24 protein-coding genes and 1 pseudogene are annotated in these 25,572 nt (G+C 70.2%); 14 read left to right on the top strand and 11 right to left on the bottom strand.

Features of this window, described 5'->3' with window-relative positions; translation table 11 throughout:
• Nucleotides 1-16: 16 nt before the first annotated feature.
• Nucleotides 17-2,287: a S9 family peptidase gene (locus Rai3103_RS15420; RefSeq protein ID WP_153573317.1), complete on the bottom strand. Its 2,271-nt coding sequence runs from the start codon at nt 2,285-2,287 to the stop codon at nt 17-19.
• Nucleotides 2,288-2,423: 136 nt separating this feature from the next.
• Here Rai3103_RS15420 and Rai3103_RS15415 point away from each other — a divergent pair, with 136 nt between their 5' ends.
• From Rai3103_RS15415 to Rai3103_RS18035, 4 genes are all read left to right on the top strand, one after another.
• A complete protein-coding gene (locus Rai3103_RS15415) occupies nt 2,424-3,917 on the top strand; it encodes a glutamate-cysteine ligase family protein (RefSeq protein ID WP_153573316.1) in 1,494 nt (497 codons plus the stop codon).
• Between the two features lie 119 nt (nt 3,918-4,036).
• Nucleotides 4,037-4,339 carry a universal stress protein gene (locus tag Rai3103_RS15410; RefSeq protein ID WP_194793174.1) on the top strand — a complete coding sequence of 101 codons (303 nt, stop codon included), beginning with the start codon at nt 4,037-4,039 and terminating at the stop codon, nt 4,337-4,339.
• Nucleotides 4,340-4,468: 129 nt separating this feature from the next.
• Nucleotides 4,469-5,881 carry an RNA polymerase sigma factor gene (locus tag Rai3103_RS15405; protein ID WP_422396049.1) on the top strand — a complete coding sequence of 471 codons (1,413 nt, stop codon included), beginning with the start codon at nt 4,469-4,471 and terminating at the stop codon, nt 5,879-5,881.
• A 218-nt stretch (nt 5,882-6,099) separates the two neighbouring features.
• Nucleotides 6,100-6,993 carry a hypothetical protein gene (locus tag Rai3103_RS18035; protein WP_228488980.1) on the top strand — a complete coding sequence of 298 codons (894 nt, stop codon included), beginning with the start codon at nt 6,100-6,102 and terminating at the stop codon, nt 6,991-6,993.
• 100 nt (nt 6,994-7,093) lie between these two features.
• On the opposite strand, the gene Rai3103_RS15395 is transcribed toward Rai3103_RS18035, so the two are convergent.
• Nucleotides 7,094-7,297 (bottom strand): DUF7455 domain-containing protein, encoded by a 204-nt coding sequence (locus Rai3103_RS15395; protein ID WP_153573313.1) that lies wholly within the window; start codon nt 7,295-7,297, stop codon nt 7,094-7,096.
• 319 nt (nt 7,298-7,616) lie between these two features.
• Between Rai3103_RS15395 and Rai3103_RS15390 the strand changes: the two genes are divergently transcribed.
• A complete protein-coding gene (locus tag Rai3103_RS15390; protein ID WP_153573312.1) occupies nt 7,617-9,707 on the top strand; it encodes a DNA gyrase/topoisomerase IV subunit B in 2,091 nt (696 codons plus the stop codon).
• Between the two features lie 9 nt (nt 9,708-9,716).
• On the opposite strand, the gene efeB is transcribed toward Rai3103_RS15390, so the two are convergent.
• The 7 genes from efeB to Rai3103_RS15360 all read right to left on the bottom strand — a co-directional run bounded on the left by efeB (nt 9,717) and on the right by Rai3103_RS15360 (nt 17,403).
• Nucleotides 9,717-10,979 (bottom strand): iron uptake transporter deferrochelatase/peroxidase subunit, encoded by a 1,263-nt coding sequence (gene efeB / locus Rai3103_RS15385; RefSeq protein ID WP_153573311.1) that lies wholly within the window; start codon nt 10,977-10,979, stop codon nt 9,717-9,719.
• Nucleotides 10,979-12,154 (bottom strand): iron uptake system protein EfeO, encoded by a 1,176-nt coding sequence (gene efeO, locus Rai3103_RS15380; RefSeq protein WP_228488979.1) that lies wholly within the window; start codon nt 12,152-12,154, stop codon nt 10,979-10,981. Before efeO ends, efeB begins: the two co-directional genes overlap by 1 nt.
• Nucleotides 12,151-12,870, bottom strand: a complete 720-nt coding sequence (gene efeU / locus Rai3103_RS15375; RefSeq protein ID WP_239022360.1) for an iron uptake transporter permease EfeU — start codon at nt 12,868-12,870, stop codon at nt 12,151-12,153. The genes efeO and efeU overlap by 4 nt, the downstream gene beginning before the upstream one ends.
• A complete protein-coding gene (locus tag Rai3103_RS18830) occupies nt 12,768-13,016 on the bottom strand; it encodes an FTR1 family protein (protein ID WP_338420115.1) in 249 nt (82 codons plus the stop codon). Before Rai3103_RS18830 ends, efeU begins: the two co-directional genes overlap by 103 nt.
• Nucleotides 13,017-13,250: 234 nt before the next feature.
• On the bottom strand, nt 13,251-13,754 hold the full coding sequence (locus Rai3103_RS15370; RefSeq protein WP_153573310.1) for a beta-class carbonic anhydrase: 504 nt from the start codon (nt 13,752-13,754) through the stop codon (nt 13,251-13,253).
• 10 nt (nt 13,755-13,764) lie between these two features.
• Nucleotides 13,765-16,254, bottom strand: a complete 2,490-nt coding sequence (locus Rai3103_RS15365; protein WP_153573309.1) for a DNA gyrase/topoisomerase IV subunit A — start codon at nt 16,252-16,254, stop codon at nt 13,765-13,767.
• 90 nt (nt 16,255-16,344) lie between these two features.
• Nucleotides 16,345-17,403: an App1 family protein gene (locus tag Rai3103_RS15360; protein WP_153573308.1), complete on the bottom strand. Its 1,059-nt coding sequence runs from the start codon at nt 17,401-17,403 to the stop codon at nt 16,345-16,347.
• A 95-nt stretch (nt 17,404-17,498) separates the two neighbouring features.
• Between Rai3103_RS15360 and Rai3103_RS19145 the strand changes: the two are divergent.
• The 4 genes and pseudogenes from Rai3103_RS19145 (at nt 17,499) to Rai3103_RS15340 (ending at nt 20,840) form a co-directional block, all read left to right on the top strand.
• Nucleotides 17,499-18,103 (top strand): annotated as a pseudogene (locus tag Rai3103_RS19145) (DUF5998 family protein).
• A gap of 17 nt (nt 18,104-18,120) precedes the next feature.
• Nucleotides 18,121-19,269, top strand: a complete 1,149-nt coding sequence (locus Rai3103_RS15350) for an alkaline phosphatase family protein (protein ID WP_194793173.1) — start codon at nt 18,121-18,123, stop codon at nt 19,267-19,269.
• A complete protein-coding gene (locus tag Rai3103_RS15345) occupies nt 19,270-20,001 on the top strand; it encodes a thymidine kinase (RefSeq protein ID WP_153573306.1) in 732 nt (243 codons plus the stop codon).
• Nucleotides 19,998-20,840 carry a sulfurtransferase gene (locus tag Rai3103_RS15340; RefSeq protein ID WP_153573305.1) on the top strand — a complete coding sequence of 281 codons (843 nt, stop codon included), beginning with the start codon at nt 19,998-20,000 and terminating at the stop codon, nt 20,838-20,840. Before Rai3103_RS15345 ends, Rai3103_RS15340 begins: the two co-directional genes overlap by 4 nt.
• Nucleotides 20,841-20,861: 21 nt before the next feature.
• Here Rai3103_RS15340 and sepH read toward each other — a convergent pair whose 3' ends face one another.
• Nucleotides 20,862-21,806, bottom strand: a complete 945-nt coding sequence (gene sepH / locus Rai3103_RS15335; protein ID WP_153573304.1) for a septation protein SepH — start codon at nt 21,804-21,806, stop codon at nt 20,862-20,864.
• Between the two features lie 64 nt (nt 21,807-21,870).
• Here sepH and Rai3103_RS15330 point away from each other — a divergent pair, with 64 nt between their 5' ends.
• The gene (locus tag Rai3103_RS15330; protein WP_153573303.1) at nt 21,871-22,938 is read left to right on the top strand and encodes a ferrochelatase; all 1,068 of its coding nucleotides are present in this window, start codon (nt 21,871-21,873) and stop codon (nt 22,936-22,938) included.
• A gap of 78 nt (nt 22,939-23,016) precedes the next feature.
• A complete protein-coding gene (locus tag Rai3103_RS15325) occupies nt 23,017-23,319 on the top strand; it encodes a DUF4193 domain-containing protein (RefSeq protein WP_153573302.1) in 303 nt (100 codons plus the stop codon).
• Nucleotides 23,320-23,401: 82 nt separating this feature from the next.
• Here Rai3103_RS15325 and Rai3103_RS15320 read toward each other — a convergent pair whose 3' ends face one another.
• Nucleotides 23,402-23,689 (bottom strand): DUF4235 domain-containing protein, encoded by a 288-nt coding sequence (locus tag Rai3103_RS15320; protein WP_194793172.1) that lies wholly within the window; start codon nt 23,687-23,689, stop codon nt 23,402-23,404.
• An 85-nt stretch (nt 23,690-23,774) separates the two neighbouring features.
• Here Rai3103_RS15320 and Rai3103_RS15315 point away from each other — a divergent pair, with 85 nt between their 5' ends.
• Genes Rai3103_RS15315 through Rai3103_RS15305 form a run of 3 tightly spaced genes read left to right on the top strand, consistent with a single transcriptional unit; the run spans nt 23,775 to nt 25,572 of the window.
• Entirely contained in the window at nt 23,775-24,218 is a 444-nt protein-coding gene (locus Rai3103_RS15315) for a DUF3093 domain-containing protein (protein WP_228488978.1), read from the top strand.
• Nucleotides 24,215-24,721 (top strand): dUTP diphosphatase, encoded by a 507-nt coding sequence (gene dut, locus Rai3103_RS15310; protein ID WP_153573299.1) that lies wholly within the window; start codon nt 24,215-24,217, stop codon nt 24,719-24,721. The genes Rai3103_RS15315 and dut overlap by 4 nt, the downstream gene beginning before the upstream one ends.
• The gene (locus Rai3103_RS15305) at nt 24,718-25,572 is read left to right on the top strand and encodes a DUF3710 domain-containing protein (protein WP_153573298.1); all 855 of its coding nucleotides are present in this window, start codon (nt 24,718-24,720) and stop codon (nt 25,570-25,572) included. The genes dut and Rai3103_RS15305 overlap by 4 nt, the downstream gene beginning before the upstream one ends.

The following is a 25,572-nucleotide window of genomic DNA, read 5'->3' as shown; positions in this document are numbered from 1 at the left end:
CCCGGGCCCGGGCGAACTACGCGCCGGCGACGGTGATCATCCAGGCCAGTTCGCGGGCGCGCTCGGCCCAGCCCTCGTAGCGGCCCGACACCCCGCCGTGACCGGCCTCCATCTCCACCCGCAGCAGGATCTCGGCGTCGTCATTCATCGCGGTGTGGCGCAGCGCCGCGACCCACTTCGCCGGTTCCACGTACGACACCCTGGTGTCGTGCAGGCCACTGGTGGCGAGGATCCGGGGATAGTGGCGGTGGGCCACGTTCTCGTACGGCGAGTAGCCGGCCATGTAGTCGTGGACGACCGGGTCGGTCAGCGGGTCGCCCCACTCGTCCCACTCGGTCACGGTCAGGGGGAGCTCGGGCATCAGCATCGAGGTGAGCGGGTCGACGAACGGGACCTCGGCGAGGATCCCGGCGAAGTCGTCGGGGGCCAGGTTCGCTACGGCACCCATCAGCAGACCGCCGGCGCTGCCACCCTCGGCGACCAGGCGCGAGGACGACGTGTAGCGGGCCTCGACCAGCCGGTGGGCGCAGGCGACGAAGTCGGTGAAGGTGTGGCGCTTGTTCAGCAGGCGGCCGTCGTCGTACCAGGCGCGGCCCAGCTCACCGCCGCCACGGACGTGGGCCAGGGCGACGACGAAGCCACGGTCGAGCAGTGACAGGCGCGAGATGCTGAACTCGGGGTCGATGCTGATCTCGTAGGCCCCGTAGCCGTAGAGGACCGCGGGAGCGCTGCCGTCCAGCGGGACCTCGCGACGGTGCACGACCGACATCGGCACCTGGGTGCCGTCGTCGGCCGTGGCCCACAGTCGCGACTGGACATAGTCCTCGGCGCGGAAGGGCCCGTGCTCGGGGTGGTCCAGGACGGGCGTACGCCGCAGGACATGGACCGGGCGCCCGCTCAGCTCGCCGGTCGGGTCCAGGTCGCACTCCACCACGGTCTGGGGGTCGACCAGCGAGGTGAGCACTGCCCGGACCCGGCGTGGCGCCAGCTCGGGCAGGGACATCGCCTGGACCGTCATCGGCTGCGAGGTCACGTCGGACCGCCCCCCGGAGCCGACACCGGCCAGTGCTGCGGCGATCGAAAGACCCGGGATCCGGTCGGCAGGAGGCGCGGACTCGACGGGCCGCCCGGCGTCGGCCGGCCCGGCCTCGGGCAGCGCGGTGGTGGGCACCACGTAGGCGTCGAGGGCGCCGCCGTGGCGCAGATGGACGACCACGTGGGTGTCGTACGCATCCACGCCGAGCAGGCGGACGCCAGGGCAGGGCCGGATCATCGGCGTCCAGTCGCTCAACGCGGTGGCGTTGAAGGCGGCGGTGGCCATGGCGAAGTCCACGGCTCGTTCCCCGCCCAGGGTGGCGTTGTGGATGATCCACAGCCGGTCCGGCCCGGCTTCCACGTCGTACTCGACCCCCGGGGTGCGGGGCAGGACGACGTGCGGCGCCTCGTACGGTGCCGCGGCGGAGAGCAGGGAGCACTCCGAGCTGTCCTTGCTCGAGGAGGTGATGACGACCCAGCGGTGGTCGCGCGACTCGTCGACCGACAGCCAGAAGCGCTCGTCGGTCTCCCTCAGTACGACCCGGTCCTCCTCGGGAGCGGTCCCGAGCTCGTGCACGACCACCTCGAAGGGCCGCCACGCCGCGTCGCAGCGGGTGAAGACCAGCGCCGCGTTGCCCGCCCAGACCCCGCCCCAGGCGGCCTCCTCCAGCGTGTCGGCAACCTCCTCCCCGGTGACGAGGTCACGGAACCGCACCGTGAAGCGCTCATCACCGGTCGTGTCCTCCGACCAGGCGAGCAGACTCCCGTCCGGAGACACCTCCAGAAGGCCGACCTGGTAGAAGTCGTGGCCCTCGGCGCGTGCATTCAGGTCAAGCAGGACCTCTTCGCCCTCCGGCGCGTCATCCGGACGTGGCGGGAGCTCGTCGGGACCGCTCTCGGTCCGCAGCCGGACCTGGACGGGATAGCTGTCACCCTCGACGAACCTGCGGTAGTACCAGTACGTCCGCGGCCCGTCCGCGGTCTGGTGCACCACGCGGACCGGGACACTGAGGTCGGTCTGCTGGGTCCGCGCCGCGATGTCGGCGACGATCGAGCGCCGCAACGGCTCCTGCTCCGCCGTGCAGGCGTCGAACCAGTCGTTCTCCGCCCGCAGGTAGGCGGTCACCGCGGGATCGTCGTCCCGGAGCCATTCGTACGGGTCGAGGAACGTACGGCCGTGGTGCGTACGTTCCCGGGGGAGACGCGCGGCCCGGGGAGCGCCGCTGGGGCGGGTATCGGCGGAGTCGAACACGACCCCACCCTAGGGCCCGCGGGGACGGGATCGGAGGGAGCTGTGTCCAGGACGGATCCTGTGAGCTTGCTCGCAACGGACGCGTGGTGCGGGGGATCCTTTGCGCCATGGCCCGCATGCCCAGAATGATGGAGCCATGGGAGCCGAAGTCGAGATCCGCACCTTCGACCGTCGTGACCGGAGTCGGTACCGGCGCAAGGTGGCCAGGGACGTGGCCGTGCTGGGTCGTCTGCTCGAGGAGGTGGAGTTCGTCACCGAGCCCAAGCTGGCGGGACTGGAGGTGGAGCTCAATCTGGTCGACGACCGGATGCGGCCCGCGATGGTCAACGCCCAGGTCCTGGAGGCCATCGACGACGACCGTTTCACCACCGAACTCGGCCGGTTCAACATCGAGCTCAACGTCGAACCGCGGGCCCTGGGGCCGCACGGGCTGAGCTCGTTCGAACAGGACGTCGCCGAGATCCTCAGCCACGCGCAGACACGGGTCGATGCCGCCGACCTCACGGTGCGCCCGTCCGTGGTGATGATCGGGACCCTGCCCACTCTCGAACCGCGCCATCTGGACATCGCGAACATCTCCGGCGGCGGCCGCTACCTGCTGCTGAACGACCAGATCCTCGAGTCACGCCAGGAGAACATCCTGATCGACATCAGGGGTGCCGAGCATCTCAGCATCGAAACCGACTCGATCATGCCGGAGGCGGCCTGCACCTCCACCCAGGTGCACCTGCAGGTCAGCCCGGACGAGTTCGCCGCCCACTGGAACGCCGCCCAGGCCATCGCGGGAGCACAGATCGTCGTCGGGGCGAACTCGCCTTTCCTCTTCGGGCGCCACCTGGTCGCCGAGACCCGCGTGCCGTTGTTCGAGCAGAGCACCGACACCCGCAGCGCCGAGCTGGTCGCCCAGGGCGTACGGCCCCGGGTGTGGTTCGGCGAGCGCTGGGTGGACTCGATCTTCGACCTCTTCGAGGAGAACCGGCGCTACTTCACGGCCCTGCTGCCCATCACCGGCGCCGAGGATCCCGAGGCGGAGCTCGAGGCGGGGCGGGTGCCGCGGCTGACCGAGCTGAACCTGCACAACGGCACCATCTACCGCTGGAACCGGCCGATCTTCTCCGCGCCGGACGGCCGGCCGCACCTGCGGGTGGAGAACCGGGTGCTACCCGGCGGGCCCACGGTGGTCGATACCCTCGCGAACGTCGCGTTCTTCGCCGGACTGGTCCATGCGCTGGCCCACCAGGACGCTCCGTTGTGGGCCAAGATGTCGTTCCGCGCGGCCGAGGACAATTTCCGCGCGGCGGTGCGCGACGGCATCCGCGCTGAGCAGTACTGGCCGGGTGTCGGCCAGGTTCCGGGGCAGGAGTTGGTGGTGCGGACGCTGCTGCCGCTGGCCGCCGAGGGCCTCGCTGATCGCGGGGTGGCGGGGGAGGAGATCGATCGGCTGCTCGGCATCATCGAGCGCCGCTGCCTGCGCGGCCGCAACGGCTCCAGCTGGCAGGTGGCCCATGTCGCCGCCCGCGAAGCGGACGGGCTCGACCGCAGGGCGGCCCTGAGGGCTATGCTCGCCTCGTACGTGGATCTGATGAGGTCGAATCTCCCCGTCCACGAGTGGCCACTGTCGTCCGAATGATTCGAGACGGCGCCCGGGGAACGCCGCGCAGCGAGCTGGGAAAGGCCCTTTCGAGCGTGTGTACCGTGGTGGCCCATTCGTCGTCGGATGAAGGCCGGGCAGCTCTCGCCCATGGCGTGATGCGAGCCCGCCATGACGGGACCGTCCTGCATGTGGTGAGCCGTGATCCCGTCCCGGACGGGGTCCGAGAGCTGTTGGACGGACTGACCTGGGAATGGGAGCAGTGCGGGCCCGGGGACGACTTCGCCGACGCCATGCTCCGGGCCGCCTGTCCGGCCCTGCCCGGGGACGGCTGCGGTGCACCGGCCATCGTCATCGGGCTGCGCCGCCGGACGGCTGAGGGCCGATTGAACCTGGGGCACACGGCCGAGCGCGTCCTGCTCGAGGCGCCCTGCCCGGTCGTCACGGTCAAGTGCAGCTGAGCCGACCACGATGACGGGAGCCTGAGCCGCCCCAGGCGATCCCTTACGGTCGCAGGGGATGGTGGCGGCGGACCATTTCCATTGGCCCCGGTTTGCCCCGGCGTGTCACAATGGCCTGCAGGTCTGCGCATCGACCGGTCTGGTTCTGCGCGCCCGTGTTCTCCGAGACACCAAGCAGAGAGGTTGTCTGTGTCATCAGCTGCTGAGGAAAACTCCTCCGAACCGACGGTGGGGGGTTCGCAGGGTCCCGCTCGCAAGGCGGCGGCTCACCGGACCACCGCGAAGACGGCCAACGGGACCGGCACCACGCGGAAGACCGCCGCTGCCGGCGCGGCCGCGCCGGTCAAGAAGGCTGCAGCCAAGAAGACCACCGCGAAGAAGACGACGGCCCGCAAGACCGCCGCCCGGAAGACGGTCGACACCACGGTCGAGGCGACCCGAGTGGGTGACGAGCTCGAGATCACCATCGGTGGCGGCGAGAAGGGCCGGCACCTCGATGAGGTCGATGACAAGGAATTCAAGGTCGAAGAGGCCGAGGTCGACGAGAAGCAGATCAACGAGGAGGAGGGCTTCAGCCTGGCCGAGTCCGACGACTCGGACGAGCCCGAGATCCAGGTGACCGTCGCCGGTGCGACGGCGGACCCGGTGAAGGACTACCTCAAGCAGATCGGCAAGGTCGCCCTGCTGAACGCTGCCCAGGAGGTCGAGCTCGCCAAGCGGATCGAGGCCGGCCTCTTCGCCGAGGAGAAGCTCGGTGAGGACAACGGGAAGCTCTCGCCCAACGACCTGGGCGACTACGAGTGGATCGCCAACGACGGCCACAACGCCAAGAACCACCTGCTCGAGGCGAATCTCCGTCTGGTGGTGTCGCTGGCCAAGCGCTACACCGGCCGCGGCATGCTGTTCCTGGACCTGATCCAGGAGGGCAACCTCGGTCTCATCCGTGCGGTCGAGAAGTTCGACTACACCAAGGGCTACAAGTTCTCCACGTACGCCACGTGGTGGATCAAGCAGGCCATCACTCGCGCGATGGCCGACCAGGCCCGGACGATCCGTATCCCCGTCCACATGGTCGAGGTGATCAACAAGCTCGCCCGTGTCCAGCGGCAGATGCTGCAGGACCTCGGTCGCGAACCCACGCCGGACGAGCTCGCCAAGGAGCTCGACATGACCCCTGAGAAGGTCATCGAGGTGCAGAAGTACGGGCGTGAGCCCATCTCGCTGCACACCCCCCTCGGTGAGGACGGCGACTCGGAGTTCGGCGACCTGATCGAGGACTCCGAGGCGGTCGTCCCGGCGGACGCGGTCAGCTTCACGCTGTTGCAGGAGCAGTTGCACGACGTGCTCGACACGTTGTCCGAGCGTGAGGCGGGCGTGGTGTCGATGCGCTTCGGCCTGACCGACGGTCAGCCGAAGACGCTGGACGAGATCGGCAAGGTGTACGGCGTGACCCGCGAGCGGATCCGCCAGATCGAGTCGAAGACCATGTCGAAGCTGCGTCACCCGTCCCGCTCCCAGGTGCTGCGGGATTACCTCGACTGACGTATCGGGCCTCAATCCCAGCTACGGTGCCCCCGCTGCGACCTCCGGGTCGCGGCGGGGGCACCGTGCGTCAGGAGCCGACACCGGCTCGGGCCACTGGCTTTTCCGGCCTGTGGCACAGACAGATGCTGAAACGTGATCCGAATGTGTCCAAATTGTGATCTTTGCTCATCTTGACGTAGTTTCGTTCTCGACCACCTGTGATCGAGAGGCACCACGTGAGCAAAGCCCGCCGCGCCCTGTCCTGCGCCCGAGCGGGGACCCCAGCAGACCTGCTCGGCCCGGCCGACCGGGCTGGGCAACCCGCGCGACATCTCCTCGACGAGGAGGTTCCCGCGGCCTCTCCACGCCGATCGGCGCGGGTGGTTCGTCGGCTCGCAGTGACGACCGCGGCGGTCCTCGTGGCCGCCGCCGGTCTGACCGGGGTCCTGGTCCGACCGGGCGAGGCGCGCTCGCCCGAGGCCTCCCCGGCCACGGCGGTGGCCATCGACCGTGAGGACACCGTCGGCACCAGTCGCTCCACCGAGCGGCCGCCCTTGACCGAGGTGACGTCTTCGCCCTCGCCCTCGGCGTCGTCCACGCCGACCACGTCGTCCACGCCCACGTCTGCTCCCGCCCCCTCCGAGCCGTCGAGCACACCACCGGCCGCGACGAAGGAACGTACCGTCAGTGCGTACCTGACCGGCTACTCCTACTGGGACAACTCGCCCGCAGGGTCGGCCGCCGTCTCGAACTCGGTGCTGCACGCGAAGGCGGGTGGCACCGGCACTTACGCCGATCCGATCACCGTGGCGGTCGGCTTCACCGGTAGCGGTGGCCGGACCAGCAGCATGGACTGGCAGCCCGGCACCCGCTTCTACGTCCCGAAGCTCCAGCGCTACCTGATCGTCGAGGACATCTGCGGGGCCTGTCACCTCGGTGCCAAGTCCGGCGCCTCTACCCGGCTGGACGTGTGGATCGACGGTGCGGCGGCCGGTCGGGCCGCCTCCGCGACGTGCATGGACAGGATCACCGGTCCCGGCCAGGTCATCGTCGACCCCGACTCCTCCCACCCGGTCACCGCCGGGCCGATCTCGAACGGGACCTGCGCCACCCAGGGCAGCGCCTCCTGAGTGGGCGCGGCCGGGCGACCGGTCCCGCAGCACGGAAAACTCCCCGCCGCCCGAAGGGCGACGGGGAGTCGTGTATCTGAGCTGTGGACCTCGTGGTCGGTCAGGACAGCAGGTGCGTCTCGTCCTGGATCCGGGCCGCAACCTTGGCCAACGCCTCCGCGTGTTCCTTGGCGTGGTGGGCGCAGAAGAGAAGCTCCCCGCCGCTGGCGAGGGTTACCCGGAGATAGGCCTTCGAGCCGCAGCGGTCGCAGCGGTCGGCAGCGGTCAGTGCGGGATCCTGGACCGTGGTGGTCGTCGTGCTCATGATGGGCCTCACTTTCTCGGCCGGGTGGCCGGTGCGCCGGGGCGGTGAACTCGGAGTTGCGGGTGGTGCCGTCGTGGCGTCGCTGCGGATGATCCCGCGGGAGGCCGTGGTGGTCTCGATCGGTGATGCGCGCATCGTTGTTGGTCATGCGCGCTCTTGGAGATGCAACGTACGCCCGCTCGTCCTTGTTCCCACCGAGACTACCGCCGTGGACCAACGACACCAGCGCCTGACGATGACGGACGTGTCTCGATCCTGTGACGCGTTGACAGGCATGTCGCCGGCGGGGGTCTCGGTGACGGAAAGGTAGGCTCTGACCGTGCCGAGCTCCGTCCCCCTCTCCGAATCCCATTCCGCGGAACCCCGCGCGTACGACGCTCGCAGCCTGATGGTGCTGGAGGGGCTGGAGGCGGTGCGCAAGCGTCCTGCCATGTACATCGGGTCGACCGACACCAAGGGCCTGATGCACTGCCTGTGGGAGATCATCGACAATGCGGTGGACGAGGCGCTGGCGGGCTTCGGTGACGCCATCGAGGTGCTGCTGGGGGCAAACGGCGCGATCACGGTGACCGACCACGCCCGAGGGATCCCGGTCGACACCGAACCGCGCACCGGCCTCAGCGGTGTCGAGGTGGTGCTGACCAAACTGCATGCGGGCGGCAAGTTCGGCTCCGGATCGTACGGTGCCTCGGGCGGCCTGCACGGCGTGGGCGCGTCGGTGGTGAACGCCCTGTCCAGCCGGCTGGACGTGGAGGTGGCGCGCAACGGCTCCCGGTGGACGATGTCCTTCCGGCACGGCACGCCCGGCAGCTTCGCGGGGGAGGGCCCCGACGCCGCGTTCACCCCGGGGGGTGGGCTGGTCAAGGCGGGCCGGGCTCCCAAGGGGGCGACCGGTACGCGGATCCGCTACTGGCCCGACCACAACATCTTCCTCAAGGACGCCAAGCTCTCGTTGCCCGACCTGTATGCCCGGGCACGGCAGACCAGCTTCCTGGTGCCGGGGCTGCGGATCGAGGTGACCGACGCGCGCGGGGACGCGCCGCAGGTCGAGGTCTTCCATCACGAGGGGGGTATCTCGGAGTTCTGCGATTTCCTGGCCCAGGACCCGCCCCTCACCGATGTCATCCGCCTGCAGGGCCACGACACGTTCGAGGAGACGGTGCCGGTCCTCGACGACCGCGGCCACATGACCCCGACCGACGTCACGCGCGACCTGGGGGTGGACATCGCGCTGCGCTGGGGGACCGGCTACGACACCATCACCAAGTCGTTCGTGAACATCATCGCGACACCGTCGGGCGGCACCCACGTCCAAGGCTACGACCGTGGTCTGGTGCGGGCGGTCGGCCGCGCCCTCGAGGGCACCAGGCTGCTGAAGAGCGGCGAGGAGGTCGCCAAGGACGACGTCCTGGAGGGGCTCACCACCGTGGTCACGGTGCGCCTGGCCGAACCGCAGTTCGAGGGCCAGACCAAGGAGGTGCTCGGCACGCCCGCCGTGTCCCGGATCGTGGCCCGAGTGGTGGAGGCCGAGCTGGGGAAGTACTTCTCTTCCACCCGCCGTGACGACAAGCAGCAGGCACGTACGGTGCTGGAGAAGATCGTCGCCGCCTCGCGGACCCGGGTACAGGCCAGGATCCACAAGGAGGCTCAGCGCCGCAAGAACGCGCTGGAGTCCTCGACCCTGCCGGCGAAGCTCAAGGACTGCCGCAGCAACGACGTCGACCGGTGCGAGTTGTTCATCGTGGAGGGCGACTCCGCGCTCGGCACCGCCCAGCGGGCCAGGAACGCCGAGTACCAGGCCCTGCTGCCGATCCGCGGCAAGATCCTCAACGTGCAGAAGGCGTCGATCACCGACATGCTGAAGAACGCCGAGTGCGCCTCGATCATCCAGGTGGTCGGGGCCGGATCGGGACGTACGTTCGACATCGACGCCAGCCGCTACGGCAAGGTCATCTTCATGGCGGACGCCGACTCCGACGGCGCCCACATCCGGACGCTGCTGGCGACGCTGTTCTTCCGCTACATGCGACCGATGATCGAGCAGGGTCACGTCTACAGCGCCGTGCCGCCGCTGCACCGGTTCGAACTCACCAATCCGAAGAAGGGCCAGGAGAAGTACCTCTACACCTATTCCGACGCCGAGTACGAGCGCAAGCGCGCGGAGCTGACGAAGAAGGGCATCCGGTTCAAGGAGCCGCAGCGGTACAAGGGCCTGGGTGAGATGGACGCCGACCAGTTGATGGAGACCACGATGGATCCTCGGCGTCGTACGCTGCGCCGGCTCACCCTCGACGATGCCGAGGGGGCCGAGCAGGTCTTCGAGATGCTGATGGGCAGTGAGGTCGCACCCCGCAAGGAGTTCATCGTGGATGGCGCCTACCGGCTCGACCAGGAGCACATCGACGTCTGAGCGGCCGCGTCAGGCGAACAGTCCCTCGCCGATCCAGCCGTCGGGGCCGACGCCGGGCGGGCAGGCGAACAGCCCCGACCCGGTGTGCTGCAGGTACTCGGTGAGGGCGTCCTGCCGGGCCAATGTGTTCTGCAGCGGGATGTACTGACGGGCCGGGTCGCGGACGAAGGCGACGAAGAACAGACCGGCGTCCATGCGGCCCAGCGACGTGTCGCCGTCGGTGTAGTTGTAGCCCCTGCGCAGCATCCGGTGCCCGTCGTTCTGGGACGGGTGGGCCAGTCGGACATGACTGCCGGTGGCGATCAGCGGAGCCCCGTCACGACTGGTGGCGGTGAAGTCGGGCCTGTCGAACTCCCGGCCACCGGACAGGGGAGCCCCTTGGGCCCGGTCACGTCCGAAGATGCCCTCCTGTTCACGCAGACTGGTCCGGTCCCAGGTCTCGATCCGCATCGAGATCCGGCGGGCCACCAGGTAGGTCCCGCCGGCCAGCCAATCGGCCCTCGGGTCGTCCCCGGCGGCCACCCAGAGGTGCCGGTCGAGTTCGCCGCTCTCCTCGGCCTTGAGGTTCGCCGTCCCGTCCTTGAACCCGAAGAGGTTCCGCGGCGTCTCCTGTGAGCTGCTGGTCGAGGACGTCCGGCCGAAGCCGAGCTGGCTCCAGCGCAGCGCCGCCGTCCCGAAGGCGAGTCGGGTCAGGTTGCGAATGGCGTGGAACGCCACCTGGGGGTCGTCGGCGCAGGCCTGGACACACAGGTCCCCGTCGCTGCGCGAAGGGTCCAGGTGGTCCTTGGGGAAGTGCGGCAGGGTCTCCAGTGCGGCCGGCCGGCGGCCGCCGAGCCCGAACCGGTCCGTCCCGTCCGCTCCGGTGAACAGCGACGGGCCGACACCGAAGGTCAGCGTCAGACCCGAGGCCGGCAGGCCGATCGCCTCGCCGGTGTCGGCCGGCGGGTCGGCGTACGGCAGCGTCCCGCCACCCACCTCGCGTCCCGCCGTCAGCTCCCGGGCCGCGCGGGTCCAGTCCTGGAGCAGGGCGACGAGCCGCTCCCGGGACCGGGTGGTGACGTCGAAGGACGCGAAGTACATCCGGTCCTGGGCCGGGGTGACGATGCCGGCCTGATGCGGCCCCTCGAAGGCGTACATCCCTGCGGCCGGAGCGCCCGTGCGGCGTTGGCCGAGTCCGGCCTGAGCTCCCAGGGCGACCGCTGCCCCGGCGGCACCGGCCCCGGCGAGCCCGAGGAAGCCCCGGCGACCGACCTGCATCAGACCGGCCTCCATCAGAGCACCGCCCCGGTCATCCGGGAGAGGGGCTCGGAGAGTGCGTTGACGGCATCGGACAGGCGCTTCACCTGGTCCTTGGACAGGGTGTCGTAGCCGACGAACCCGTCGCCCTTGCGGTGGGTGTCAAGCAGGGCCTGCAGGGCGTCGAAGCGTTCGTCGATCTCCTGGTCGAGCTGGGGGTTGCGCTGCTGCAGGAGCGGGTGGAGCGTCTCGTACGCCTCCTTGGCGCCGTCGATGTTCGCCTGGAAGTCCCACAGGTCGGTGTGCGACCAGGTCTCCTCCTCCCCGGTCACCTTGCCCGTGGCCACCTCGTCGAGGAGGCTCTTCGCGCCGTTGCCGATCTGGTCGAGGGTGAAGGCCATGTCGCGGGTGCGGCGGTGCAGCTCCTCGGTGTCCGTGACCAGTTGATCGGCCAGCTTCGCGCGCTGCGCGGGGGTCAGGGCGGTGTGGCCGCCGCCCGCGGGCTGCCAGAGGTCCTTCTCCATGGCATGCCAGCCGGTCCACTCCTGCCCGGGCTCGAGATCGGCCTCACGGGCGTCCATCCGTGGATCCAGATCCCCGAAGGACTCGGCGACGGGCTCCATCCGCTCCCAGTGCGTACGTGCCTCGGCGTACTCCTCCCGGGCCTCGTCGTCCTTTCCGGCCTTGTAGAGCTCGGCGTACTCCTTGGTGCCCTCGAGCAACTGGTCCGCCTCGGCACGGATGTAGGTGGCGTACGCGGCCTTGGCCTGGCCGGCGAGCTCCTGGTCGCCGGCGGGCGCGGCGACCGCTTCGTGGGAGGCGGTGACGGTGAAGGCGGCGCGGATCCCGTCTCCGGTCATACCCGGCTTGCAGGCGGTCAGGTAGCTGCCCTCCGCGGCGGTGACGACGAGGCTGCGGGTGAGGCCGGGGGCGATGTTCTCGGCCTCACCGAGGATGCGCTTGCCGTCGGCGGCGTAGAGGTAGAACTCGGTGACCTTCGTCCCCTTGTTGGTGACGTCGAAGGTGACCTTGCCCGCGGGCACCGAGGTGGTCGCGAGCCGGCAGGCGTCGTCGGTGGACGTGACGGCGACGGCACCGGTGCCGGTGGCCGGCGCGGCGGTCGAGACGTTGCGGGTGCATCCGGCGGTGAGGGCGACGGCGAGCGCGGTGCCGCCGAGCAGCACCATCGAGCGGGTGGGGCGGGAGGTCATGCGTGGACTCCTTCGGTGGTGGCGGTGGTGGACTCGGTGCTGGTCTGGTGGCCGCGGTGGAGGCGGATGAAGTACAGCGGCAGGACGATCGCGACGTACACGATCCAGGCGGCCGCCTCGAGCAGGGTCGGGCTCGGGGTGAAGTTGAAGACGCCCTTGAGGACGGAGCCGACGATCGAGGTGGGCGGGACGAGTCCGCTGATGTCCCAGGCGACGGCGTCGAGGCCGGGGACCAGGCCGCCTTCCTGGAGATCGTGGAAGGCGTAGGCGAGTACGCCCGCGGCGACGAGGATGAGGAAGGCACCCGTCCAGGTGAAGAACATGCCGAGGTCCAGGCGCAGGGCACCTCGGTAGATGAGCCAGCCGATGAGGATGGCGCTCACGAGGCCGAGCGCGGCACCGGTCAGGGGCACCCAGCCGCCCTCGGACGTCCCCGCCGCGGCCCGCGTGGCGGCCCAGAGGAACAGTGCGGTCTCCAGACCCTCGCGGCCGACCGCCAGGAGGGCGACCAGGACCATGCCCCCGCGTCCGGAGGCGGCGTGGTTGTCGATGCTGCCCTTGAGTTCACCGGAGAGGTGCTTCGCGTGCCGGGCCATCCAGAAGATCATCCAGGTCACCAGGCCGACGGCCACCAGCGAGAGCGAACCGCCGATGATCTCCTGGGCCTCGAAGGACAGGCCGCTCGGCCCGAAGGTGAGGATCGCGCCGAAGGCCAACGAGACGGCGACCGCCAGGCCCGCGCCCCCCAGATCCCCGGGATGAGTGACCGCCGATCGGTCTTGACCAGATAGGCGAGGAGGATGACGACGACCAGCGCCGCCTCCAGCCCCTCGCGCAGGCCGATCAGGAAGTTGCCCAGCATCATTGCCTCCATCGGAATCGGGTGAGGTAAGACTAAGTAAGGTGAGCCTTACCTAAGACACGGTGAGTATGTCGGCGATCCGTGGGACGGGTCAAGTCGGGGAGTCCCGCAGAGGAACGCTCAGCGGCGCGAGGCACGACGAAGGGCCGCCACCGTCCTCCCGGAGGAGGACCGCGACGGCCCTTCGTTGGCGACCCGCCCCGCCCGGTCAGGACCGGGCGGGGCAGGCGGTGGTCAGAGGCGCTGCTCGAGGCGGCCGGAATCGACGTCGTAGTAGAAGCCGCCGACCAAGACCTCGCGGCCCGCCATCAGGGGGTGCGAACGGAGCAGCTCGACGTCGAAGCGCAGCCCTGCCTCCTGGTCCGGGGTGCTGCCGAGCACCATGCCCGAGATGTCCGCACCGGTCGCGTTGCGGACCTTGTCGGCCAGGAACTTGTCGTCGCCAGAGCCCACCGCGCAGCGGCTGTGGGGGACGACCATGATCCGGTTGACATTGAGCAGGTGCACGCCGAGGATGCAGCCGATGAGAGCGTCGGGGGTGACGCGGCCACCGGGCGTGCGCAGGATCTTGGCATCGCCCAGACGCAGCCCGATCATCTCCAGCGGCTTGATGCGGGAGTCCATGCAGGTGACCATCAGGACACCCGCCTTGGCGATCCCGTCGAACCCACTGTCGGTGAACGAGTCGGCGTAGTGCGCGTTGCTGGCGAGCAGATCGGCGAAGTCATCGTGAGGCATGGCGCCGACGTTACTCCGCCGGTCCGGCGATGTGGTGTGTCTCACCCGAGGACGGCACGGCGAAGGTCCGGCTCCCGATGGCGAGGATCGGCTGGGGGACCGGGTGTCCCGATCCGTCCCGCCTCCCGTCGGCCGGTGGCAGGTCGATGGGAGCACCGGACCCGGCGCAGGCGATGGCGGGGGTAGGTCCGGCCCACGCCAGCTGCAGTTCGTCCTCGCCCTTCAGGAAGCGGTGGCACCGGACGCCCTGCGTGGCCCGGCCCTTGCCGGGGAACTCCTCGAACGGGGCCACCTTCACGCTGCCGGTCCCGCCACCCGGCAGCGCGCCGGCCGTCGAGGCGACGGTGACGACGACCGAACCAGTCGATGGCACGGCGCCGAAGAAGACCACGCGAGCCCCGGGGGTCAGCTTGATCCCCGCCACTCCGCCGCCGGTGCGTCCCTGCGGACGCACGGCGTCGAGCGGGAAGTGCAGCAACTGCGCGTCTGAGGTGATGAAGCACAGCTCGGCGCCGGGCAGCCCCCCGAGCCACACCGCACCCGCGACCTCGTCGCCGGCGTCCAGCCGGATCACCTCCCACTCCGAGCGCCCGAGGATCTCGGGTCGGACCACCTTGACAACACCCTGACGGGTGCCGATCGCCAGGCCGGGGGAGTCCGGGTCGAGCGGGACGAGGGCACGGAGCTCCTCACCGGGCTCCAGGGGCAGCAGTTCAGAGAGCTGGGAGCCACCCTGCAGATGAGGCGCCGACGCGGTCCGCGGCAGCACCGGGAGATCCAAGGCGGACAGCTTGTGCACCAGCCCCGTCGAGGTGACGACGCCGATCTGGGACCGGGCGGTCGTCCGGACGACCGCCGCGAGGACGTCGTGACCGGTGCGGGGTCCGGCGCCCGGCAAGGGGGAGGCGTCGGAGGTGCGGGCGAGCAGCCCGGTCGCCGAGGCGATCACCCAGCACGGCTCGTCGGCCACCTCGATCGGGGCGGCGGCCGCCGTGGAGACGCCGGCGGAGGACAGCAGCACCGTGCGGCGCGCGTCGCCGTGGGCCGTGGCGACGGCGGCCAGTTCGTCGCCGACGAGGCCGCGGAGCTTCTCGTCCGACTCGATGATCTCGGTCAACGCCGCGATCCGTGTGGTCAGTTCGTCGCGCTCGCCCTCGAGCTCCAGCCGTGAGTACCGGGTCAGCCGGCGCAACTGCATGTCGAGGATGTACGTCGCCTGGACGTCACTGAGGTCGAAGGCCTCGATCAGGGCCGCCTTCGCCTCGCCGGCGTCCTCGGACCGTCGAACGATCGCGATCACGTCGTCGATGTCGAGGATGGCGATCAGCAGGCCCTCGACCAGGTGCAGGCGCTCCTCGGCGCGGGCCCGCTGGTACAGGGACCGGCGCAGGGTGACCTCGAGCCGGTGCTCCAGGTAGACCTGCAGCGCCTCGATGAGGCTGAGGGTGCGGGGCTGGCCGTCGACCAGCGCCACCGTGTTGATGCCGAAGGAGTCCTCCAGCTTGGTCCGCCGGTACAGCTGTTCGAGCAGCGCCTCGGGATGGAATCCGTTCTTCACCTCGATGACGAGCCGGGTCGGGTGCTGCAGATCCGAGAGGTCCTTGACGTCGGAGACCCCTTGCAGCTTCTTGGACTGCACCAGCACCTTGATCTGCTCGATGATCTTCTCGGGCCCGATCATCGGTGGCAGTTCGGTCACCACGATGCCCTGGCGACGTGCGCTGATCTGCTCGATCCGGGCCTTGGCCCGGATCCGGAAGGTGCCACGGCCCGTTTCGTACGCGTCGCGGATGCCTTCGAGGCCGACGATGGTGCCGCCGGAGGCGAAGTCCGGTCCCGGGATGAACCGCATCACGGCGTCCAGGTCCGCCTCGGGATGGGCGAGGAGGTGACGCAGGGCGTGGACGACCTCGATCAGGTTGTGCGGTGGGATGTTGGTCGCCATGCCCACGGCGATCCCGGTGGAGCCATTGACCAACAGGTTGGGGAAGGATGCGGGCAGGACCGCCGGCTCGGTCTCGTGGCCGTCGTAGTTGGGGCGGAAATCGACCGTGTCGAGGTCCAGACCGTCGGTCATGGTCAGCGCAGCGGGGGCCATCCGGCACTCCGTGTAGCGCATCGCCGCGGGGCCGGCGTCCAGGGAGCCGAAGTTGCCGTGCGAGTCCACCATCGGCAGGCGCATGGCCCATGGCTGGCCAAGCCGGACCAGGGCGTCATAGATGGCGCTGTCACCGTGCGGGTGGTACTTGCCCATCACCTCCCCGACGACGCGGGCGCACTTGACGTGGGCACGGTCGGGCCGCAGGCCCATCTCGTTCATCGAGTAGAGGATGCGCCGCTGGACCGGCTTGAGGCCGTCACGGGCGTCGGGAAGGGCCCGGGCGTAGATGACCGAGTAGGCGTACTCGAGGAACGACGACTGCATCTCGTCGGAGACATCGACGTCGATGACGTGTTCCTCGAACTCCTCCTCGTCGACCGTGGTGCTCCTGCGGGCCATCGCGTCCCTTCCCTTCTGCCCCGGCGGGTCAGGGACCCGCGTCGACAAGGGGAATTGTCGCTGCTGCGGGTCGGTCCCGAGGGACCGGGGCTACGGCGTGTCGACCCGGTGCCCTCCCGGGTCCTCCCCGGAGAGCGCCGCGTCCAGCTTTACGTGGATCTCCCAGCCGTCCTGGCCGGCCACCCACGGTACGGAGTGTGAACGATCCATCTGCTCGCTCTCCAGAGCGTCGAGCGTACCGTGCGCCAGCACCTGCTCCGCGGGGGTCAACTGGCGGATGGCCACGACCCGGACGTGATCGGGGTACTCGAGGGTGAAGCGGCCATAGATGGCGGGGTCGTGCTGCCCGTCGTCACCGACCAGCACCCAGCGGATGTTCGGGAAGTCCTCGGCGAGTTGGCGTACCTCGCGCTCCTTGTGTTCGCGTCCGGAGCGGAACCATCCGGTGGAGGTCGGGCCCCAGTCGGTGAGCAGCATCGCGCCCAGTGGGAAGCGCCGGGAGTGCAGGAAGCGGTTGAGCGTCGGTTGGGTGTTCCATGACCCGGTGGAGACGAAGACCAGCGGAGCCCCCGGGTGCTCCGCCAGCAGGTCGCGGTAGAGCCGGGCCATCCCCGGGACGGCCTGGCGGGCCGATTCGTGCACCACCAAGGAGTTCCAGGCTGCCAGCATCAGGCGGGGCAGCATCGTGGAGATGATCGTGTCGTCGATGTCGGAGATGATCCCGAAGTCGGTGCGGGGATCGATGACCTGGATGTCTGCGCTGGTACGGCGGCCGTCGGTCGTGGACAGTTCCACCTTCCGCCAGCCAGGCTCCAGCGACCCGTTCTCCAGACGCACGTCGATGTAGCCGGAGCGATCGGTGCGGACCTCGATCGGGCCTCGCGAGGTGTGCACCACGATGGTGCCCCGGACGACCGGGAGGGCGAGGAAGTTGCGCCAGCCGCGGCGCTTGAGCAGTTCGCGGCCGAAGGCCCCGGACGCGGAGCGCTCGGGGACGAGGATCAGTCGCGCCATCACCCGCACGAAGGTCGGATCGCCGTAGCCGGTGTAGGCGACGACGCGTTCCTTCCAGCCGCGGCGGCGCAGGAATCGGCCCACCGCACGATTCAACGCCTCCTCGACGCGGGCAGCGAAGAACGATCGCGACATGGCCCCGACACTACACACACGACCGGGCACCACGTCATCCGCGGGCCGCCCGACGGGGTGGCCGATCACTTTCGGGGATCCGGTGGTTCCACCCGATGTGCGAAGATGGCCGGGTGACTGGATCGGAACAGCTGACGGGCGCGGACGAACTCAGGGCCGCTATCGAGGCGTGCGGTTACTTTCCGGCCCTCGTCCATGACAGCGTGATGATCTCGCTGGGCACGGAGGAGATGGTCTCCTACGTCGTCCAGCACGAACCCACGATCACCCCCGACGGCATCCACCGTCACGTGACCGTGGCGGTGCTCACACCCACCCGGCTGATCATCAACCACACCGACGACGCCGACGCCAGTCCGGGCGCGGGGCCCAGGCCGCGTCGACGAGCGAGGTCGTCGGGTTGAGCCGGATCTCCTCGGTCAGTCTGAGCCGCATCGTCAACGAGCCGAGCACCTACCGTCCCGGTCAGGCGGGCGTCCAGGAGGCGCTGCTCACGGTGGCGTGGGGCTTCGCCTCGCGGATCGACCTCGAGCCGGCCACCTGTGACAACCCCGACTGCGACGCGGACCACGGACTGACGGGCCAACTCGTCGGTGACGACCTGGTGATGCGGATGAGCAGCGACGCGGACGGCGCCGAGGGAGTGGCCCAACTCCTCCGGTTCGGGCTGGCGCTGCAGCAGTCGTCGAACGTCTCATGAGGTCTGTCGCGGGACCCATGTACCCCGCGTCCGGTCAGGTGACGTTGCCGCAGTACGGGCGCGGGTCCCTGTGTGACCTGCTGCCGGCGATCGGCGCCCGGCTGGGCCAGGCCGGACCGGACGTCCTCGGGCTGCCCGAGGCGGACCGCTGGGTGCTGGTGCTGGTCGACGGACTCGGCGCGCTCCAGCTCGCCGACCACGCCGACCACGCCCCGTACCTGGCGTCGTTGCTGCGCGGGGAGGGTGATCATGCGCCGTTCGACGGCTTCACCAGCGGTCTGCCCTCGACCACCGTCACCAGCCTGACCAGCCTCGGCACCGGCCTGGTCCCCGGGCGGCACGGAATCGTCGGTTACTCCGCCCGGCATCCGCGTACCGGCGCCTTCCTCAACATGCTCTCCTGGGACGGGGAGGACGATCCCGTCTCCCTGCAACCCCACCCGACCCGCCTGCAGGCCCTCGCCGACGCCGGTCTCGCGGTCGGCATGGTGGCTCCGGCGCGGTTCGAGGGCTCCGGGCTGACCCAGGTCGCCCTCGCCGGCCCCCGATTCTTCCCCATCCATCAGGAGCGGGACGAGGACCAGCGGGTGGAGGCGGTGGTCCGCGCCGCCACCGCCGGTCCCCGTGGTGTGGTGTACGCGTACGAACGTGAGCTCGACCACACTGGCCATACCGCCGGCGTCGATTCCGGCGAGTGGCGCCACCAACTGCGCCGGATCGACGCGTTGATCGAGCGTTTCCGCGACGAGCTACCCGCCGACGTACGCATCGTCGTCACCGGCGACCACGGCATGATCGACATCCCCGAGGAGCACCGCGTCATCGTCGAGGACGTCCCCGCGCTGCAGGGCGACGTCGAGATGGTCGCCGGCGAGGGTCGCTTCCGGCAGGTCTACACCGTGCCGGGAAGGGCTCGGGCGGTGGCAGAGCGTTGGCGCCAGGAGGTCGGAGACCACGCCCTGGTCCGCCTCCGCGAGGATGCGGTCGCCGAGGGCTGGTTCGGCGACGTCGATCCCGAGGTGCTGCCCCGTTACGGCGACGTCGTGGTGGCGATGCTCGAGGACTGGGCGGTGATGACCCGGCGGCTGCCCGGCGAGCTCAGTCTCGTGGGCATGCACGGTTCCCTCACCGCCGGGGAGATGTACGTGCCTCTGGTGGTGGACTGAATGGCCGAGCTGGTCTTCTTCACTGGAGTGATGGAATCCGGCAAGTCGACCCTCGCGCTGCAGTTGGATCACACCCTGACCACCGGCGGGCGCCGGGGGGCGGTCTTCACCTGTGAGGACCGCTCGGGGCCGGCGGTCGTCACCTCGCGCCTCGGGCTGACCCGGCGCGCCGTCGAGGTGAGCGATGACTTCGACTTCTGGCACCACGTCATCGGGCTGCTGACCCACGGCGAACGACTGGAGTACCTCATCTGCGACGAGGCGCAGTTCTACCGGCCCGCGCACGTGGACCAGCTGGCCCGGATCGTCGACGACCTCGAGCTCGACGTGTACGCGTTCGGCTTGCTGACCGACTTCCGGACCGAGATCTTCCCGGGCTCGCGCCGACTGGTCGAGCTGGCCGACCGCCTGGAGACGCTGCAGGTCACCCCGCTGTGCTGGTGCGGCGCGAAAGCCACCACCAACACCCGGACGGTCGACGGATGGATCGTCACCGAGGGTGACCAGAAGGTGGTCGGCGACGTGGGCGGCCGCACCGAGGATGGTGCCGGAGCAGGTCAGGGCGTCCTGGCGTACGAAGTGCTCTGTCGCAAGCACCACCGCAGCGGCACCACCCGCAAGGTCGTCGCGCTCGGCTCGCCCGCCGAGCCGCTGCCGCTGGGCGGCCCCGGACAAGAGGAACTCGGGGGACCGGAGGAGCCGGCACCCACCGACGGGAGGAACCAGCCATGACCCGTGACCCCTTGGTCCGCGCCGCTGAGGTTGCGACCCTGCTGACGGCCGACGCCCCACCGGTGCTGGTCGACGCCCGGTTCAACCTCGTCGGCCCCGACGCCCATGCGGAGTACCTGGCCGGCCACCTGCCGGGGGCCGCCCACGTCGACGTCGAGCACGCACTGTCCGGGCCCCGTGGCCCACGAGGGGAGGGTGGCCGCCACCCGCTGGCCGACCACGACTCGGTCCTGCGCGTGCTCCGTGCCGCCGGGGTCCGCGTCGACCGTCCGGTCGTCGTGTACGACGGCGGGAGCCAGCTCGGGGCGGCCCGGGTGTGGTGGCTGCTGGAGGATCTCGGCCACCCCGACGTGCGGGTGCTGGACGGCGGCATTGCGGCGTGGTCGGCCGCCGGGCTGCCCCTCGCCACCGGGGAGGTCACGGTCCCGCCGGGTGACCTCACCGGTGCCGGTGGACGGTTGCCCATTGTCGACGCCGACGGGGCCATGGACGCGCTGCGCGCGGGCCACCGGCTGCTCGACGTGCGGGGCGCCGATCGCTTCCGCGGCGAGAACGAGACGATCGACCCCGTCGCCGGCCACATCCCGGGGGCCGAGAACCGTCCCGGCGCGGACGAGTTCGGCGCCGACGGCCTGTTCCTGCCCGCTCAGCAGCTGCGCCGCCGGTTCGCCGACATCGAGCCGGGGGACGTCCTGTCCTGTGGCTCCGGGCTGACGGCGATGCGGACGCTGCTGGCGCTGCGTCATGCCGGGCTCGGCGAGGGCGTGGCGGTCTACGGCGGGTCCTGGAGCGACTGGATCAGCGACCCCGCGCGGCCGGTGGCGGTGGGGGAGGACTGATCCGGACGGTGCTCTGAGCCGTCAGGAATCCTGGCCGTCGGAGCCACTGCCGAAGACGATCTCGTCCCAGCTGGGTACATGCGCGCGCTTGCGTGGTGTCCGCTTACGGGGCACCGGGACATCGCTCTCGACCAGGGGCGGCTGATCGGAGTCGGGGCGGGGACGGCGCTGGGCGGCGGCTCGCGAAGCCGCCCGATTCGACGGCCGGCGAGCGGCGGCGCCGGGGTCACTGTCGTCCTCTGACCGTTCCGAGGGGCCGTAGCGGTCCTCGTCGGAGGCAGCCTCGTCGTCCGCGGGGTCGGGGACCAGCCGCGGGCCCGCATACGCCTCGCGGTCCCCACCGAAGCCGCGCAGGATGCTGAGGGTGTCTTCGTACCCGGAGAGGGTGTCCTCGTACTCGCTCATCATCTCGTTGAGCGCGTCCATCTCGGTGGGGCCGTCGTCGTCCCAGTCCTCGTCGAAGTCGTCGGCAAGGGCCATCCGCGCCCGCCGCTCCTCCTCGGTCAACTCGACGGTGGGTTCGGTGTCCAGATCCAGCGGGGGCAACGGGGACTCACCCAGCATCCAGCGTGCCGCCTCGTTCGCCGCGACCGAGTAGCGCCCGTCCAGGTCGAAATTGAAGACGGCCCGGTGCGACTCCTCGTCCTCGGTCAGCACCGCGATCACCTGCCAGTGGCGGCGTTCCACGCGTACCGCCGACCACTCCACCTCTCGTGGATCGAGGTCCAGCGCACGGAGCCGCTCTGTGACGACAGCCTCGAGGCCGCGATGGGCCGGAGACTCGCCGGCGCGCCGGACGTTGGCGGCGCGGGCGAGATCGGCGATGTGCTCCCGCTCGGCGACGATCGGGACGGCGTAGCCCGCGAGCTCGGCGGGCTCCACGCCCGCCTCCAGGGCGACCTCCTCGACACTCGACCCGGACCGCAACCGGTCCTGGATCTCGCGCAGTGTCAAAGAGCTGTCCATGCGGGCCAAGATACCCCGGTGGACCGACGCTCCCCAGTTGAAACCCTCAACCTAGACTCGCGGAGTGACCTCTGCCCTGTCCACGTACGACGCCGTCCTGCTCCTCTCCTTCGGGGGCCCGGAACGACAGGAGGACGTCGTACCGTTCCTCCGCAACGTCACCCGCGGCAAGGACATCCCCGACGCGCGGCTCGAGGAGGTCGGCCGCCACTACCGGCTCTTCGGAGGCCGTAGCCCGATCAACGACCAGAACCGCGCTCTGCTGGCGGCCCTCCGCTCTGAACTGGACGCCCGGGGCCTCGACATCCCGCTGGTCTGGGGCAACCGGAACTGGGCGCCGTACGTGGCCGACGTCCTCACCGACCTCGCGGACAGCGGTGCGCGCCGGGTGCTCGCCCTCGCCACCAGCGCCCATCCCTCGTACTCCGGCTGCCGGCAGTACCTCGAGGACATCGCCCTGCACTGCCCGCCGGGGCTGCGGGTGGACAAGGTCCTCCCGTTCGGGGAGGACCAGGGCTTCGTGACGGCCAACCTCGAGGCGGTGCGCGACGCGCGTGACGCGCTGGCCGCCCGGGGGCGACAGGATCCGTACATCCTGTTCGTCGCCCACTCGATCCCCCTCTCGATGGCGCGGACCTCAGGCCCTGTCGGCTCGGCCGAGCGGGAAGGGAACCCCGGCGGAGCGTACGTCGCCTCGTTGGAGGCTGTGGCGGACCGCATCCTCGGCGCCCTTGCCGAGGAGACGGGTACGCGTCCCGACAGTGGGCTGGCCTACTGCTCCCGGTCCGGACCGGCGGCGGTGCCGTGGCTGGAACCCGACGTCAACGACGCGCTGCAGGCCTTGGCGGAACGTGGGGTCGGGGCGGTCGTCGTCGCGCCGATCGGCTTCATGAGCGACCACATGGAAGTGGTGTACGACCTCGACGTCGAGGCGGCCGCCACGGCGGAGCGCCTGGGCCTGGAGATGGCCCGGGCTGCGACCGCCGGCGTCCATCCGGCCTTCGTGAGCGGCCTGGTGGACCGGCTCGTCAGCACCGCCGCCGATCCCCGGCCCTGCCCGGAGGGCTGCTGCCCCCGTCCCGTACGGCCGGGCCGCCCGGCTTCCGCGGAGCGCCGACGATCCGGGACTTGACAGGCATGGTATGAATGCCCCTGTATTGATCCACCGAGATGGCCCGCAGACCGCGGGGCTGTGATGGGGAAGGCAGGCATGGCCACTGATTACGACGCTCCTCGCAAGTCCGAGGAGGAAGTGAGCGAGGACTCGCTCGAGGCCCTCAAGAACCGGCGCAACGACCAGCAGTCGGGCGTCGTGGACGAGGACGAGGTCGCTGCCGCTGAGTCGTTCGAGCTCCCCGGCGCCGACCTTTCCCACGAGGAGCTGACCGTCAAGGTCCTGCCGAAGCAGCAGGACGAGTTCACCTGCGCCAGCTGCTTCCTCGTGCGCAAGCGGAGCCAGATCGCCAAGATCGACGGCGACCTGATCTACTGCACGGACTGTGTCAGCAGCTGAGCGTCAGCCGACGCGACGAGCGGTGACGTGCCCCAGGGGCCCAGGTGATGACACCTGGGCCCCTGGGCGTACGTGGATGAGATCAGACCTTCACGCCGATGCGATGCGGCTTGAACTTCTGCCCCCGCGTGAAGAGGTAGCGGGTACCGACGCGGTGCGCGACGACCTGGGCGACGGCCACTCCCGCGGCGCTCGCCAGGGCCCACAACACCGCGGAGGTGAGGTTGGCATCGGGATCGGTCGGTTCCGGCGGCTCCTCGCCGGTGACGTACTGCCAGCCCGCCGTCAGGGCCTTGTGCGCCACCACCGTGGCGACCGTGGTGGCGAGTGCTGTGTAGGCCTTGTAGACGAGTGTCTCGGCGATGGCCATTCGAGTCCCTTCGGTGCGATCGGGCGTTGGGTCCATCCTAGGGCGGTCGTGCCTCGCCCGGGCAAGGAGATGGTTAGGTAGGTCCGTGGCATATCGCGAACGACTGATGCTGTCGTGGTGGTGGATCGTGGTGATCGCCGGACTCATCCTCTCCGTCGCCGTCGTCTACTTCGTCTACCAGCCGCCGCAGATCGCCGGCGCCGTCACTCTCGGCCTGGTGGCGCTGGCCGCCGGAGCTGCCGCCGCGGGGAGTGCTCGGGTGCGCGTCGAGCCTGCCGGCCTGCACGTCGGCCGCCATCAGCTCGGATGGCCCTACGTGGCCGATGCCCGAGCCTTGTCGGTCGACGAGTCGCGGGACCGGTTGGGGACGGGGGCCGATCCTCGGGCCTTCCTCGTCACCCGGCCCTACATCCGGCGCGTCGTCGAGGTGACCCTCGCCGATCCGGCCGACCCGCACCCTTATTGGCTGGTCAGTTCGCGCCACCCCGAAGAGCTCGCCGACGCGATCCGCCGGGCGGCCGGACGGTGAGCGGGCTCGGGCTCGGTGCGGGGATCGGCGCCGGGGAGCAGGAGGTGGCGGTGCAGATCGTCCGCCTCGACCCGGAGTTGCCGACGCCCTCGTACGCTCGGGCGCTGGACGCGGGTGCCGACCTGCACGCTGCCGAGGACGTCGAGTTGCCACCGGGGGAGCGTCGACTCGTCGGCACCGGTATCGCACTGGCCATCCCGGCCGGAACCGCGGCCTTCGTCCATCCCCGCTCGGGGCTGGCGGCGCGCGAGGGGCTGAGCATCGTCAACGCGCCCGGTACTGTTGACGCCGGTTATCGTGGTGAGGTCAAGGTGTGCCTGATCAACACCGACCGGCACCGCAGTATCCGGATCCATCGCGGTGATCGCATCGCCCAGCTGGTGATCCAGCCGGTGCTGCGGGCCGTCTTCACCGAGGTCACCGCATTGCCGGTCTCGGAACGGGGCACCGAGGGACACGGTTCGACCGGCACCCGGTCGTCCGCAGGACAGGAGAACGCATGATCTTCGGACGCAGGCGCAAGGGCGGGCACGACGAGGCCGAGCCCGAGGATGAGCGCCCGGACATCCCGGACACCGACGCCGCCGGCGCAGAGGCCGACCAGCAGGTCGACTGGCGCGGCGACGCCGAAGCGGCGGACGCCTGGGCCGCTGTCGACGCCCGCGACTGGCGCACGGACGGCCCCTTCGACATCGACGAGGTCGACCTCGACGGTGACCCGGTCGGCCGGATGGACCTCGGAGCGCTCGTCATCACACCGATCGACGGCATGGAGGTCCGCTTCCAGGTGGAACAGACGTCCGCCCGGGCCACCGCCGTCCTGCTGATGCACGGCGAATCGGCGATGGAGCTGAGCGTCTACGCCGCTCCCCGCAGCGGCGGGCTGTGGGCCGACGTGCGCAGCGAGGTCATGGACGTCGCCCGGCACGAGGGTGGGACCGCCGAACTGGCCGAGGGCCCGTTCGGCGTCGAGGTGCGCCGGATGATGCCTGTCGTCACCCCGGACGGCCAGCAAGGGCTGCAGCCGACCCGGATGTTGATGATCGAGGGGCCGCGCTGGGCGCTGCGCGCGGTCGTGTACGGCCGGGCCGCGATCGACTATGCCGACGAGGCGGTCACGGCAGAGCTGCGCGAGGTCCTGCGGGACACCGTCGTCCGCCGCGGTGACCTGCCGATGCCTCCGGGCAGCATCATCCCGCTGACCCTTCCGCCCGAGCTCGAGGAGCAGATCCGCGCCGCGACCCAGGCCGAGGCGGAGGCCGAAGCGCAAGCGCAGGCGCAGTCGAACGCTGAGGGACAGCGTCGTACGCTGCCACCGGATCCCAGCGGCCAGTCCACCGCGATCCAGGGCTGA

Origin of the sequence: Raineyella fluvialis, from assembly GCF_009646095.1 — a bacterium.
Classification (GTDB): domain Bacteria; phylum Actinomycetota; class Actinomycetes; order Propionibacteriales; family Propionibacteriaceae; genus Raineyella; species Raineyella fluvialis.
The sequence above is the reverse complement of the archived record's forward strand: the minus strand, read 5'-3'. Positions and strand labels throughout refer to the sequence as shown.

Coding starts and splice junctions, on each gene's coding strand:
- Rai3103_RS15415 (WP_153573316.1), top strand. CDS start 2,424: ATGGGAGCCGAAGTCGAGATCCGCACCTTCGACCGTCGTGACCGGAGT.
- Rai3103_RS15410 (WP_194793174.1), top strand. CDS start 4,037: ATGCGAGCCCGCCATGACGGGACCGTCCTGCATGTGGTGAGCCGTGAT.
- Rai3103_RS15395 (WP_153573313.1), bottom strand. CDS start 7,297: ATGAGCACGACGACCACCACGGTCCAGGATCCCGCACTGACCGCTGCC.
- efeB (WP_153573311.1), bottom strand. CDS start 10,979: ATGGAGGCCGGTCTGATGCAGGTCGGTCGCCGGGGCTTCCTCGGGCTC.
- efeO (WP_228488979.1), bottom strand. CDS start 12,154: ATGACCTCCCGCCCCACCCGCTCGATGGTGCTGCTCGGCGGCACCGCG.
- Rai3103_RS18830 (WP_338420115.1), bottom strand. CDS start 13,016: ATGCTGGGCAACTTCCTGATCGGCCTGCGCGAGGGGCTGGAGGCGGCG.
- Rai3103_RS15370 (WP_153573310.1), bottom strand. CDS start 13,754: ATGCCTCACGATGACTTCGCCGATCTGCTCGCCAGCAACGCGCACTAC.
- Rai3103_RS15365 (WP_153573309.1), bottom strand. CDS start 16,254: ATGGCCCGCAGGAGCACCACGGTCGACGAGGAGGAGTTCGAGGAACAC.
- Rai3103_RS15360 (WP_153573308.1), bottom strand. CDS start 17,403: ATGTCGCGATCGTTCTTCGCTGCCCGCGTCGAGGAGGCGTTGAATCGT.
- Rai3103_RS15350 (WP_194793173.1), top strand. CDS start 18,121: ATGTACCCCGCGTCCGGTCAGGTGACGTTGCCGCAGTACGGGCGCGGG.
- Rai3103_RS15345 (WP_153573306.1), top strand. CDS start 19,270: ATGGCCGAGCTGGTCTTCTTCACTGGAGTGATGGAATCCGGCAAGTCG.
- Rai3103_RS15340 (WP_153573305.1), top strand. CDS start 19,998: ATGACCCGTGACCCCTTGGTCCGCGCCGCTGAGGTTGCGACCCTGCTG.
- sepH (WP_153573304.1), bottom strand. CDS start 21,806: ATGGACAGCTCTTTGACACTGCGCGAGATCCAGGACCGGTTGCGGTCC.
- Rai3103_RS15325 (WP_153573302.1), top strand. CDS start 23,017: ATGGCCACTGATTACGACGCTCCTCGCAAGTCCGAGGAGGAAGTGAGC.
- Rai3103_RS15320 (WP_194793172.1), bottom strand. CDS start 23,689: ATGGCCATCGCCGAGACACTCGTCTACAAGGCCTACACAGCACTCGCC.
- Rai3103_RS15305 (WP_153573298.1), top strand. CDS start 24,718: ATGATCTTCGGACGCAGGCGCAAGGGCGGGCACGACGAGGCCGAGCCC.